Annotated in this window: 8 protein-coding genes; 6 read left to right on the top strand and 2 right to left on the bottom strand. The window is 67.6% G+C overall.

The window, feature by feature from the left end; all coding sequences use genetic code 11:
* Positions 1–272: 272 nt before the first annotated feature.
* Together D7T59_RS10950 and D7T59_RS10945 are read left to right on the top strand one after the other, a co-directional pair.
* Positions 273–1,616, top strand: a complete 1,344-nt coding sequence (locus D7T59_RS10950) for a dicarboxylate/amino acid:cation symporter (protein WP_111204121.1) — start codon at positions 273–275, stop codon at positions 1,614–1,616.
* Positions 1,617–1,846: 230 nt separating this feature from the next.
* On the top strand, positions 1,847–4,138 hold the full coding sequence (locus tag D7T59_RS10945) for an NADP-dependent malic enzyme (RefSeq protein WP_180852375.1): 2,292 nt from the start codon (positions 1,847–1,849) through the stop codon (positions 4,136–4,138).
* Between the two features lie 593 nt (positions 4,139–4,731).
* Here the strand turns inward: D7T59_RS10945 and D7T59_RS10940 are convergent.
* The gene (locus D7T59_RS10940) at positions 4,732–5,475 is read right to left on the bottom strand and encodes a basic secretory protein-like protein (RefSeq protein ID WP_180852374.1); all 744 of its coding nucleotides are present in this window, start codon (positions 5,473–5,475) and stop codon (positions 4,732–4,734) included.
* Entirely contained in the window at positions 5,472–8,816 is a 3,345-nt protein-coding gene (locus D7T59_RS10935) for a GH92 family glycosyl hydrolase (RefSeq protein ID WP_180852373.1), read from the bottom strand. Before D7T59_RS10935 ends, D7T59_RS10940 begins: the two co-directional genes overlap by 4 nt.
* Before the next feature lie 419 nt (positions 8,817–9,235).
* Here D7T59_RS10935 and D7T59_RS10930 point away from each other — a divergent pair, with 419 nt between their 5' ends.
* The 4 genes from D7T59_RS10930 (at position 9,236) to D7T59_RS10915 (ending at position 12,467) form a co-directional block, all read left to right on the top strand.
* On the top strand, positions 9,236–9,433 hold the full coding sequence (locus D7T59_RS10930; protein ID WP_005410967.1) for a zinc-finger domain-containing protein: 198 nt from the start codon (positions 9,236–9,238) through the stop codon (positions 9,431–9,433).
* A gap of 15 nt (positions 9,434–9,448) precedes the next feature.
* The gene (locus tag D7T59_RS10925) at positions 9,449–10,564 is read left to right on the top strand and encodes a glycosyltransferase (protein ID WP_164137842.1); all 1,116 of its coding nucleotides are present in this window, start codon (positions 9,449–9,451) and stop codon (positions 10,562–10,564) included.
* Positions 10,545–11,876 carry an O-antigen ligase family protein gene (locus tag D7T59_RS10920; protein ID WP_180852372.1) on the top strand — a complete coding sequence of 444 codons (1,332 nt, stop codon included), beginning with the start codon at positions 10,545–10,547 and terminating at the stop codon, positions 11,874–11,876. The genes D7T59_RS10925 and D7T59_RS10920 overlap by 20 nt, the downstream gene beginning before the upstream one ends.
* A gap of 141 nt (positions 11,877–12,017) precedes the next feature.
* Positions 12,018–12,467: an REP-associated tyrosine transposase gene (locus D7T59_RS10915; protein ID WP_180852371.1), complete on the top strand. Its 450-nt coding sequence runs from the start codon at positions 12,018–12,020 to the stop codon at positions 12,465–12,467.
* Positions 12,468–12,601 lie beyond the last annotated feature (134 nt).

Here is a 12,601-nt window from a genome sequence, read left to right as displayed (position 1 = left end):
ACTTTCGCAATGACGCGCCCAGCCGTTCAGCCCGGGCCACCGGCCTCCCCGTGATCGGGCGGTGCGGCGCCAGTGTAGGCACCACGGCCACCTGAACCGGGGGGCTAGTACCAATAGGTTATCTGCGCCGGCGTGCCCGGCGCGTACAAAGGCGTCCATTGGTCGCACCCCCTGCGCGTGCAGCACAGGGCCTGCGAGCAGTTTCCACGGTAACGGTTCCCGCGCTGTCCCGGGGCCGTACGTGCCTGAAAACGCCCCTTCCGGAGTCCGCCATGCACATCCCGACCGCAGCCCCGGCGCCTGCAAAGCCGTTGCCGATCTATCGCCAGCTGTATTTCCAGGTGATCGTGGCGATCGTCCTGGGCGCCATCCTCGGCCACTACGAACCGCTGATCGGCGAGAAGATGAAGCCGCTCGGCGATGCCTTCATCAACCTGGTGAAGATGATCATCGCGCCGGTGATCTTCCTCACCATCGTCACCGGCATCGCCAGCATGACCCATCTGCGCACGGTGGGCCGCGTGTTTGCCAAGGCGATGGCGTACTTCCTGTTCTTCTCCACGCTGGCGCTGATCGTCGGCATGATCGTGGCGCACGTGGTGCAGCCCGGCGCCGGCATGAACATCAACCCGGCCGAGCTGGACCAGACCGCGGTGCACAGCTACGTCGAGAAGTCGCATGACCTGACCCTGGTCGGCTTCCTGATGGACATCATTCCGAAGACGCTGGTGAGCGCCTTCGTCGACGGCAACATCCTGCAGGTGCTGTTCATCGCGGTGCTGTTCGGCATCGCGCTGGCATCGGTGGGCGAGAAGGGCAAGCCGATCCTGAACTTCCTGGAGGCGCTGGTCGCCCCGGTGTTCAAGCTGGTGCACATCCTGATGAAGGCCGCCCCGATCGGTGCCTTCGGCGCGATCGCCTTCACCATCGGCAAGTATGGCGTCGGTTCGCTGGTCAACCTGGCGTGGCTGGTGGGTTCGTTCTACCTCACCGCGTTCCTGTTCGTGGCGGTGATCCTGGGCCTGGTCTGCCGACTGTGTGGCTTCTCGGTGTTCAAGCTGGCGCGCTACCTGAAGGCCGAGCTGCTGCTGGTGCTGGGCACGTCCTCGTCGGAGTCGGCGCTGCCGTCGCTGATGGAGAAGATGGAACGCGCCGGCTGCAGCAAGTCGGTGGTGGGCCTGGTGGTCCCGACCGGCTACTCGTTCAACCTGGACGGCACCAACATCTACATGACCCTGGCAGCACTTTTCATTGCCCAGGCCACCAACACCGAACTGACCCTGGGCCACCAGATCGCTCTGCTGCTGGTCGCCATGCTCAGCTCCAAGGGCGCGGCCGGCGTCACCGGCGCCGGCTTCATCACCCTGGCCGCCACCCTGGCCGTGGTGCCGGAAGTGCCGGTGGCCGGCATGGCGCTGATCCTGGGCGTGGACCGCTTCATGAGCGAATGCCGCTCGTTGACCAACTTCATCGGCAATGCCGTGGCCACCGTTGTGGTCTCGCGCTGGGAAGGCGCGCTGGATCGCAACCGCCTGCAGCTGGCGCTGGACGGCCGCGAAAGCGAGCTGCCGCCGCCGGTGGACGCGCTGCCCGAGGCGCTGCCGGCCAAGGGCTGATCCAGGTGTGTGGTACCGCGGGGCCGATCACGACAGTGGTACGGCCCCGCGGCGTTTCAGGGCGTCCCATGGCTGTCATCGGGGGCGCCGATGCTGGTCTCCCGGTACCGTCGCATACGGCACGGAATTGTGCGGTCGCAGCATGCCTGCGACAGGATAGCGACAGGTCCAGACGCTCCAACGGGGGTATCATCCCCTGTCCCTTCTGCCCATTCATGTAACCCACATCGATGTCCAACGAAGATTTCAAACAGGCCGCCCTCGATTACCACCGGATGTCTCCGCCCGGCAAGATCAAGGTTTCCGCTACCAAGCCCATGCTGACCCAGCGCGACCTGTCGCTGGCGTATTCGCCGGGCGTGGCGTACGCCTGTGAAGCGATCAAGGCCGACCCGCAGCAGGCCAGCGAGCTGACCGCGCGCGGCAACCTGGTGGCGGTGATCTCCAACGGCACCGCGGTGCTGGGCCTGGGCAACATCGGCGCGCTGGCCGGCAAGCCGGTGATGGAAGGCAAGGGCGTTCTGTTCCAGAAGTTCGCCGGCATCGATGTGTTCGACATCGAAGTGGACGAGACCGACCCGGACAAGCTGGTCGACATCATCGCCTCGCTGGAGCCGACCTTCGGCGGCATCAACCTGGAAGACATCAAGGCCCCGGAATGCTTCGTGGTCGAGCGCAAGCTGCGCGAGCGCATGAAGATCCCGGTGTTCCATGACGACCAGCACGGCACGGCGATCATCGTCGGCGCAGCGGTGCTCAACGCCATGGCGATCACCGGCAAGAAGATCGAAGAGGTGAAGCTGGCGACCACGGGCATGGGCGCGGCCGGTATTTCCTGCGTGAACATGCTGGTGCAGCTGGGCCTGAAGCCGGAAAACATCCTGGCCTTCGACCGCGAGGGCGTGATCCATACCGGTCGTACCGACCTGGATCCGGAAAAGCAGCGCTATGCGCGCGATACCGACAAGCGCACCCTGGCCGAGATCGTCGACGGCGCGGACATCTTCCTGGGCCTGTCGGCGCCGGGCATCCTGACCGCCGAGATGGTCAAGACCATGGCGCCGGATCCGGTGATCTTCGCGCTGGCCAACCCGACCCCGGAAATCATGCCGGAGGTGGCGCGCGCCGCGCGTCCGGACGCGATCATCGGCACCGGCCGTTCGGACTACCCGAACCAGGTCAACAACGTGCTGTGCTTCCCGTACCTGTTCCGCGGTGCGCTGGACGTGGGCGCGACCGCGATCAACGAAGAAATGAAGATCGCCTGCGTGCGCGCCATCGCCGCGCTGGCGCGCCGTGCCGCCACCGACATGGGCTCGGCCTACGGCGGTGAGACCCCGAGCTTCGGCCGTGAATACCTGATCCCGCGCCCGTTCGACCGCCGCCTGCTGGTGGAGCTGTCGGCCGCCGTGGCCCAGGCCGCGATGGACTCGGGCGTGGCGTCGCGCCCGATCGAGGACATGGGCGCCTACCGCGACAAGCTGGCCCAGTTCGTCTACCGCACCAGCCTGATGATGAAGCCGGTCTACGACCGTGCGCGCAGCGACAAGCAGCGCGTGGTGTACGCCGAAGGCGAAGAGGAAGTGGTGCTGCAGGCGGTGCAGAACGTGGTCGATGACGGCCTGGCGCACCCGATCCTGATCGGCCGCCCGGAAGTGATCGAGTCGCGCATCGAGCGCCTGGGCCTGCGCCTGAAGATCGGCGAGAACGTTGAAGTCACCAACATCAACGACGACCCGCGCTTCAACGAATACTGGCAGTACTACCACGGCCTGACCGGCCGCCGTGGCGTGACCGTGGCCGCGGCGAAGAACCTGATGCGTTCGCGCCCGACCCTGATCGCGGCGGTGATGGTCGCCCGTGGCGAAGCCGATGCGATGCTGACCGGCATCGTCGGCCGCTTCCACAAGAAGCTGGGCTACGTGCGCAGCGTGTTGCCGCTGGAGCCGAAGGTCACCTCGACCTCGGCGATGACCGGCGTGATCAACCAGCAGGGTGTGTTCTTCTTCGTGGACACCCACGTGCAGGAAGACCCGACCGCCGAGCAGCTGTGCGAAGCGACCCTGCAGGCCGCCTACCGCATGAAGCTGTTCGGCATCGAGCCGAAGGTGGCGCTGCTGTCGCACTCCAACTTCGGTAGCCACGACTCGAAGGATGCGCTGAAGATGCGCCAGGTGCGCGAGCTGCTGCTCAAGCGCAACCCGCGCCTGAACGTGGACGGTGAAATGCAGGGCGACACCGCGTGGGACGAAGCGCTGCGCCAGAAGCTGCTGCCGGGCTCGACCCTGCAGGGCCGCGCCAACCTGTTCGTGCTGCCGAACCTGGAAGCGGCCAACATCGCCTACAACCTGGTGCGTGTGTTCACCGACGGCGTGGCGATCGGCCCGATCCTGATGGGCGTGAACAAGCCGGTGCACATCCTGACCACCAGCGCGACCTCGCGCCGGATCCTGAACATGACCGCGATCGCCGCGGTGGATGCGCAGATCCGCAAGCAGCTGGAAGCGGAAAAGAAGGCGTAAGCCTTCGTTCCCGCGACAGCTGCAGAAACGCGCCCTCCGGGGCGCGTTTCCGTTTCCGCGCAGCGGAAACGGGTAGAGTCGACTGTTGGTCGACTGCCCTTGATTCGGACGCTGAAAACCCCGCGCTATCGCGCGATAGTCGACCAACGGTCGACTCTACCGGTCCTGGTCCTGGTCCCGATGCCGGTCCCATCGCTGCCACACGCGCTACGCAACGCGGTCATTACCCTGCAACGCCGCTACGGCCCAATACGCCCACGCGGCCCGGCCGTGGGAAGGGACCGGACCGGCCTTCCCACCCTGGGCCCGACCAACTTTTCATCGGCGAGGGTGTCATGCGCAATCGAGTGACGCGGCGTTACTTCCAGCAACTGTTCGCGCTGTACGCCGGTTTCGTGCGGTCGCGCTGAGGCGTAGAAGGCAGCGAAGTAGAGTCGACCGTTGGTCGACTATCGCGCGAAGCGCGGGGTTTTCGGTGGCTGAATCAAGGGCAGTCGACTAACAGTCGACTCTACCCAGTCGCCCCGATACGCAGTCGCCCCGATACGCAGTCGACTCTACCCAGTCGCCCCGATATCCAGTCGACCACCCAGTCAGTGCCGCTTGCCGCGCCGCGCAGGGGCCGGCGGCGGTGCATCCGAACGTGGCTTGGCGTACTGCGTCCACAGCGCCGGCAGTGCCTTGCCGGTGTGCTTCTGCCACAGCGCCGGCGTATAGCGGCCCTCGCGCAGGGCCTTGTCCAGGGCCAACACCAGGCCGGGATGCTCGGCCTCGGCCCACTTCAGGAACGCACCGGTCACCCGGTAGCCGCTGTCGACGTTCTGGCCCTTCTCGACCTTGACCGGCAACGCCCAGCCAGCGGCGGTGTTGTCCATGCCGTAGCGGTCGCGCGCGTAGTCGGCGATGCCTTCCACCAGCCAGCCCGGCACCCGTGCATCGCCGTAGCCGGGATAGCCCTGCACGATGTGCATCGCCTCATGGGTAACCAGGTCGATGTCGTTAGGGTGTTGCGCCAGCCAGCCGGGATTGATGGTGATGGTCGCCGCCTGATCCTTGTCGCCGACGAAGGCGATGCCGGTGTAGGCCGGATCGATCACGATGCGCACCCTCGACGGCGCGGCGGGGTGGAAATCAGCCCGCTCGCGCAGATAGGCGAAGAAGAACGTATCGATCACCCGCTTGCGCTGCGGCGCCGCCAGGGCGCCACGGGCGTCCTGGTAGTTCAGCGTCACGCCGTCGCGGGTCAGCTGCGTATCGAACGCCTGGGTCTGGCCGAAGCTGGAGAAGGACAGGGCAACAAGGGCCAGGGGCAGAAGACGGTAGCGCATGCGGCTCATTGTACGGTGCCGGCCGCCAGCAGTTCGATCTCCGCCAGTGGCAATCGCCCCGGTGCCGCCAGGCGCAGGCGGTACTCGCTGTAGCGGCCGGGTTTTGCGATGCGGAACGGACGGGTCTGGCGGGCAGATTCGAAGTCTTCGCCACGGCGCTGGTCGAGCACGGTCCAGCTGCCGCTGCCATTGCGCGCCTCCAGCGTCCATTCGCCGCCATGGATGCGGCCGTCACCACTGGTCAGCGTGTACATCGTCGCGGTGCCGTCAGCCAGGCCGGTCAGCGCGATGGTTGCGCCGCCGCCCAGGCCCACCGTCGTGCCGGCATCGTCATCGACCAGCGCGGGCAGGGCTCGGCCATCGGCCAGCGCTGCTCTCGCGCCGCTGCCCAGCAGGTCGTGCAGCAGCTGCGGGCGCTGGCCACGCGCGGTCAACGAGCGCGGCACGTCGTCCACACCACTGCCCCAGCGCGACGGCTGCGGGCCCATCACGAAGTCCAGGGTCGCGCCCTTGGCGATCAGCTCGTGCGGCACCCAGGTCTTCGTCCACGGTGCGCCGTTGATCTTCAGCGACTGCACATAGACGTTCTCGCGCGAGTTGTTGGCCGCGTTCACGGTCAGCACGGCGCCGCCCTGCAGTTCCACCCGCGCATGCTCGAAGGCCGGCGAGCCAATCACGTACTCCGGCGCGCCCATGCGCAGCGGGTACAGGCCCAGCGAGGCCAGCACGTACCAAGCCGAGGTCTCGCCGTTGTCCTCATCGCCCGGGTAGCCCTGGCCGATCTCGCTGCCCACATACAGCCGCGACAGGATCTCGCGCACGTGCTGCTGGGTCTTCCACGGCTGCCCGGCGTACAGGTACATCCACGGGATGTGGTGCGCCGGCTGGTTGCTGTGCGCGTACATGCCCATGCGCACATCGCGTGCTTCGGTCATTTCATGGATGGTGCCGCCGTAGGAGCCGGCGAACGCCGCGTCGGCGGTTTCCGGCGTGGCGAAGAAGGTATCCAGCTTGGCGGCCAGCTTGTCGCGGCCGCCGTACAGTGCGGCCAGGCCTTCGCCGTCGTGGGCGGCGGTGAAGGCGAAGGTCCAGCCATTGGATTCGGTGTAGTCGTGGCCCCATACGCGCGGGTCGTAGTCCTTGGCGTCCACGCGCCAACGGCCATCGGCCGTGCGGCCCTGGAAGAAGCCGGCGGCCGGATCGAACATCGTCGCGTAGCTGGCGGCGCGGTGGCGGAAGTAGTCGGCCTCGGTGCTGTAGCGTTCACGTGCGGCCGGTGTGGTCGCACGCTTGGCCAGGGCGTCGGCCATGTTGGCGATGCCGAAGTCATTGAGCGCACCTTCCATCGTCCACGACATGCCCTCATGCACGTCGGCGCTGGCGTAGCCACGGAAGGTCGAGCGGTCCATGCCCTTGCGGCCGACATGGCGGTCCGGCGGCACCACGGTCGCGTTCTTCAACGCGGCGGCATAGGCCTCGGCCGGATCGAAGCCGCCGATGCCCTTCAGCCACGCGTCGGCGAAGGCCACGTCGGAGCTGGTGCCGACCATCAGGTCGGCGTAGCCCGGCGACGACCAGCGCGCGATCCAGCCGCCAGCGCGGTACTGCTCGATGAAGCCCTGCACCATCTGCCCGGCATCGTCGGGCGTGAACAGCGCATAGGCCGGCCAGGTGGTGCGGAAGGTGTCCCAGAAGCCATTGTTGACGAACACCTTGCCGTCGCGCACGGCGGCAAAACTGCGGGTCGCGCTGCCATCGGTGTTGTCATCGCTGGCGCTGGCCTGGTTGGCGTAGCGCCAGTCGGGTGCGGCCGCGCTGCCCACGTTTTCGTGGCCGGAGTTGGGGTAGAGGTACAGCCGGTACAGGCTGGAGTACAGCGTGGTCTTCTGGTCGTCGCTGGCCGCGCCGATGTCGAAGCGGGCCAGGCGTGCATCCCACGCATCCTGCGCGCGGCCGGCCACGCTCTCCAGCGTGTCGGTGGCGGCGATTTCCAGCGCCAGGTTGTGTCGTGCCTGCTCCACCGAGATCAGCGAAGTGGCGATGCGCATGGTCACCCGTCGCTCGCTGCCGGCATCGAACTTGATGTAGCCGGTCGGGCGGCCGGTGTCGAGGCGACCACTGCTGCGCCAGGGTTTGTCAAAGCTGGCGACCACGTACATGCGGCTGGCACCGTTGGACAGGCCGCTGCGCGTGTCGGTGTAGCCGGACAGCGTCTGCGTGGCGGCATCCAGGCTCAGGCCGCCACGTGCATCGACGTTGTCGAACAGCAGGTTGGCGTCGCCGCCCTCCGGGAAGTCGAAGCGGAACAGCGCGGCATGGTCGGTCGGCGCGATCGATGCCGCGACGCCGTTGTCGAAGCGCACGTCGTAGCGGTAAGGGCGGGCGCTCTCGTGGCTGCGGTCGAACGACAAGGCACGTTTGCGTCGATCAGCCTCCGGCACGCCACGGCTGGCCGAGGGCATCACCTGGAAGGTCTGGCGGTCGCCCATCCATGGGCTGGGCTGGTGGCTCAACGCAAGCGCCTGCAGCTGCGGGCGGTTCTGTGCGTCGTTCTGCTCGTTCCAGCGGTACAGCCAGTTCAGCGCGCCGGCATCGGTCACCGGGGTCCAGAAATTGAAGCCGTGCGGCACCGCCGTGGCCGGGAAATTGTTGCCGCGCGAGAAGGTGCCGTTGGCCTGGGTGCCACGGGTGGTCAGCACCCAGTCGGAGACGCGCTGCGGCTGTTGTCGCGGCTGAACATCCAGGCGAACGTCGTCGATCCAGCCGGACACCGGCGCACCGTCGGCACTGGCCACCTCCAGTTCGATCGCGACCACGCGGCGGCCCTTCAGCGCGGGCACGTCGCCCAGTCGCACCGCCTTGCGTGCCCACTGCTGCGGATACAGCGTCTTCGACTCGCCCTGTGCGTGTGCGCCAAGGGCTACGCCGTGCTGGTCGCGTGCCGTACCGGTCGAAACGCGGCTGCCATCGTCCAGCCGCAGATCCAGCGAGACATAGGTCGAGGCCACGCTGTCCTTGCCGACGATTTCCGGCAGCACCAGCCACGACAGGGTGGTATCGGCCTCGATCGGCAGGTCGGTCTTGAACAGTTCGCGCCGCGCGTTGCCCCCTGCGCTGCTGTAACGGAGGGCATGCAGCCCGCTGTAGCCAGCGCTGCGCTTGGCGGTGTAGGGCGCGGCAGGGCCGTTGCCGATCGTTGCCTGCAGTGCGCCAGCGGCCTGCGCCGGTGTGGGTTCGCCGGGTTCGAACGAGGTCTGCAGTCCCTGTGCCAGCACCGGCATCGCAGTGGTCGCACAGGCCAGGGCCAGGGCAAGCGGAAGCAGGGCGCGGCGTGGATCGGACAGGGTCATGCAGGAGTCTCCCGGAAGGGCAGGCGGCGGGCAGAACCCGCATCGGCGGACACCACGGGCAGCATCGCTCCGCCCGCCGGGATGGCAGTGGAAGAGGCGATGCCGGTCCGGTGGGGGCGGGCCATGCGATCGGGTCGATTGGGCGGGTCGATTCACGACCCGGGCCCGATCCTGCAACAGCCGCCGCGACCTGACAAGTGCCATTTAGTTCGATCCAAATGCGGGAAAAATCGTGGCCGGCAGGATTCAGCACAAACCCGCACGGGAGACCGGGGATTCCACGCAGGCAGGCCGCCCCGGGTGCCGTGCAACGCCACGCGGAATCGGCCCGCGGCGCCCAAAGACCCGTTGCGGCGCCATGTCGGGGCGGCCCGGATGCTAGAATCACAGGCCTCGCAATCCGTTCATCGACATCCGCCATGAGCCATACCGCCACCGCGCCCGCCAACGCCGAGAAGCGCTACACCGTGCACCGCAGCGATCTTCCGCTGAGCTGCCCGACCCCGGAAATGGCGCTGTGGAACTCGCATCCGCGCGTGTACCTGCCGATCGAAGACGAGCCCAACGGCGAAGCGCAGTGCCCGTACTGCGGTTCCGTGTTCGTGCTGGCCGACTAAGCGGCTGCCCCCTCGATGCGCCGATTGACCGTGGTGCAGTTGCTGCCGGCGCTGCACTCCGGTGGTGTCGAGCGCTCGACCCTGGAAATCGCTGCGGCCCTGGTCGCCGCCGGCCATCGCGCGCTGGTGGTTTCCGCCGGTGGCCGCCTGGTGCAGCCGCTGCTCGATAGCGGTGCCGAACACCTCACCCTGGACATCGGCCGCAAGTCGCTGCTGACCCTGCGCCATCTGCCGACCCTGCGCCGCCTGTTCGCCGAGGTTGGCGCGGACATCGTGCATGCCCGCTCGCGCCTGCCGGCCTGGCTGGGCCTGTACGCGATCCGCGCCATGCCCGCCGCGCAGCGTCCGCACTGGGTGACCACCGTGCACGGGCTGAATTCGCCCAGCCGCTACAGCGCAGTGATGACCAGCGGCGAACGCGTGATCTGCGTGTCCAACACCGTGCGCGATTACGTGCAGCGGCACTACCCGACCGTGCCCGAACAGTCGCTGCAGGTGATTCCGCGAGGCGTCGATGTGGCCCAGTTCCCGCGCGTGGCGCGTGCCGATCGCCGTCCGCGGATGGCGCTTGCGGCAGATTACCCATGGCTGGCCCAGGTTGAAGGCCCATTGCTGCTGTTGCCGGGGCGGGGCACCCGCCTGAAGGGCCATGCCCACGCATTGCAGCTGCTTGCCGATGTGCGCGCCGCTGGCGTGCCCGCACAGCTGTGGATGCTGGGCACCGATGAACCCGGCCGTGAAGCCTACGTGGCCGACCTGCGCCGGCAGGCGGCGGCATTGGGTGTGGCCAGCGCAGTGCAGATCAGTACGCCGACCGCGCGCATCGCCCAGGCCTACGCGGCCAGCGACCTGGTGCTGCAGCTGTCGGACAAGCCCGAAGCATTCGGCCGCACCGTGGTCGAGGCGCTGTCGGTGGGCCGCCCGGTGCTGGGCTGGGACCATGGTGGCGTCGGTGAGCTGCTTCGGCAGCTGCAGCCCGCAGGTGCCGTGCCGCTCGGCGATGCGCACGCATTGGGTGAACGTGCGCTGGCCCTGTTGGCGCAGCCGCCGTCCTTGCCGACCCGCATCCCGTTTACCCTGCAGGCCATGCAGCGCGATACCCTCCGCCTCTATGCCGACCTCGCCGGCTGACCCTGCCGTCATCGTGCGCGACGACCGCGCCGGCCGCTGGGCGCCCTGGTGGGTGCTGGCGTACGTGGCGATGTGGCCGTTGCCGGGCATCGCCGAAACCGTGTTGGGCCTGGGCGCCCTGTACGCCGCCGCGCGCATGGTGATGCGCCGCCTGCAACGCCGCCCGCATCTGTTGAGCACGGCGGCCTGGGCACTGACGTCGATCCTGTTCCTCGGCTACTGGCTGCCGCAGGCGTTTTCCGCATTCGATGCGATCGATCCGGCGGCCTCGTGGACCAAAGCTGCTGCGGGCCTGCGCTATCTGCCCTTCATGTGGCTGGTGGCGATCGCGGTGGCCACGCCGGAGCGGCGGCGGCTGACCTTCGCGGGTCTGGCGCTGATCACCGGCGCATGGACGCTGGATGCGCTGGTGCAGGCCGTGGCCGGCACCAGCCCTTGGTTCTGGTCACTGGAACACCTGAAGCTTGCGGTCAGTGGCCACGCACTGTGCCCGGCCGATGAGGCCGCGCTGGCCGATCGCCTCAGCGGCGCACTGGGACCGTGCAACCTGAAGTTCGGCCAGGTGCTGGCCAGCCTGTCGCCGTTCCTGCTGCTGCCCGTCGCCCGTCGCTTTGGCAATGCGGGCTGGCTGCTGGCTGCGGCAGCCCTGGGCAGCGTGCTGCTGCTGGCCGGTTCGCGCGCCTCGTGGATCACCTTCGCGCTGGTGCTGGCCTATAGCGGCGTGCGCCAGTTCGGCTGGAAACGGCTGGCCGCGCTGGCGCTCGTGGCGCTGCTCGGCGCGGGCGCGCTGACCGCCAGCGTGCCGCAGCTGCGCGAGCGCTTCGCGCGTACGGCCATGGCCCTGGATGGGGGCGAGCGTGGCGTCGACGAGGCCCTGTCAGGGCGCGCGCGGATCTGGGAAGCCGCTGCCTGCATGATTGAAGAACACCCGATCAATGGCGTGGGTGCACGTGGTTTCCGCGATGCCTATCCCGCTTGCGTGGCGGGGGGAGGACCGGCGGTGTGGGGCAATGCCCCGGCGCTGCATGCCCACCAGATCGTGCTGGAAATCCTTGCAGAGACCGGAGTGATTGGTCTGTTGCTGTGGCTGGCGGCGGTGGCCCAGGCCTGGCGTGCATGGCGCTACGCGCCGGCGACCGCCCGCGAACGCGCGCGTCCGGCGATGCTGGCGCTGGCGGTGACCGTGTTCCCGCTGAACACCCATCTGGCGTTCTATTCGGCCTTCTGGGGTGGCCTGACCGTGCTGTTGGCCGCGTTGTTCGCCGGCAGCCTGCTGGCGCGGGACGCAGACGACACGCCGTCCGTGGTGTGATCGTCCATCCACGCATGGCGTGGATCTACCGGCATTGCGGTGTTTGTGGGCACGACATCCACGCGTGGATGGAGCTTTCCCCACGCAAACACAGGTAGAACACCACTACCGGTGTTTCCATGGGTATCGCACGCTGCAGGCATGGCCAGTCCCAGACTCCGCTACGGTCGATGTTCCCGATCCGGCACCGTGTACTCGTTGACCACGGCAACTCTCGGCCGCGAACCGTTGTTCGCTGATGCAGCGAACGTTGCGATCCTGGTCGACACCCTGCGCTTCGTCGAGCGCAGGGGCATCAGCCACAGCCTGGCGTGGGTGGTGATGCCCGACCATCTGCATTGGCTGATGGAACTGCGCGGTGGAACCCTGGCCGAGTGCATGTCCCTTCTGAAGTCACGCAGCAGCAGGCTGCTGAACCGGAAGTTGGAGCGGCAAGGCGCGCTGTGGCAGCACGGTTACCACGATCACGCCGTACGCAGCGATGAATCCCTTCACGAGAAGGCGATGTACATCCTGGCCAATCCGGTCCGCGCGGGATTGGCGTGCGTGGTGGGGGAGTACCCGTATGCCTGGTGCCGCTGGCCGTTGTGATTTCCGGCGCGGGATCGAAAAGCATCCACGCATGGCGTGGATCTACTTCAGGATGTCCAGTAGAACCACGCCATGCGTGGATGGAGCCGCCAGCACGAATCAGTAGATCCACGCCATGCGTGGATGGAGCTCTG

The organism is Stenotrophomonas maltophilia (assembly GCF_013464915.1).
Lineage (GTDB): Bacteria > Pseudomonadota > Gammaproteobacteria > Xanthomonadales > Xanthomonadaceae > Stenotrophomonas > Stenotrophomonas maltophilia_AT.
Note: the sequence above shows the minus strand (reverse complement) of the source record. Positions and strands in the feature narration are given on the sequence as shown.

Bases quoted from the DNA above. Each gene is read 5' to 3' on its own strand.
- D7T59_RS10950 (WP_111204121.1), top strand. From the start codon at position 273: ATGCACATCCCGACCGCAGCCCCGGCGCCTGCAAAGCCGTTGCCGATC.
- D7T59_RS10945 (WP_180852375.1), top strand. From the start codon at position 1,847: ATGTCCAACGAAGATTTCAAACAGGCCGCCCTCGATTACCACCGGATG.
- D7T59_RS10940 (WP_180852374.1), bottom strand. From the start codon at position 5,475: ATGAGCCGCATGCGCTACCGTCTTCTGCCCCTGGCCCTTGTTGCCCTG.
- D7T59_RS10935 (WP_180852373.1), bottom strand. From the start codon at position 8,816: ATGACCCTGTCCGATCCACGCCGCGCCCTGCTTCCGCTTGCCCTGGCC.
- D7T59_RS10930 (WP_005410967.1), top strand. From the start codon at position 9,236: ATGAGCCATACCGCCACCGCGCCCGCCAACGCCGAGAAGCGCTACACC.
- D7T59_RS10925 (WP_164137842.1), top strand. From the start codon at position 9,449: ATGCGCCGATTGACCGTGGTGCAGTTGCTGCCGGCGCTGCACTCCGGT.
- D7T59_RS10920 (WP_180852372.1), top strand. From the start codon at position 10,545: ATGCCGACCTCGCCGGCTGACCCTGCCGTCATCGTGCGCGACGACCGC.
- D7T59_RS10915 (WP_180852371.1), top strand. From the start codon at position 12,018: ATGGCCAGTCCCAGACTCCGCTACGGTCGATGTTCCCGATCCGGCACC.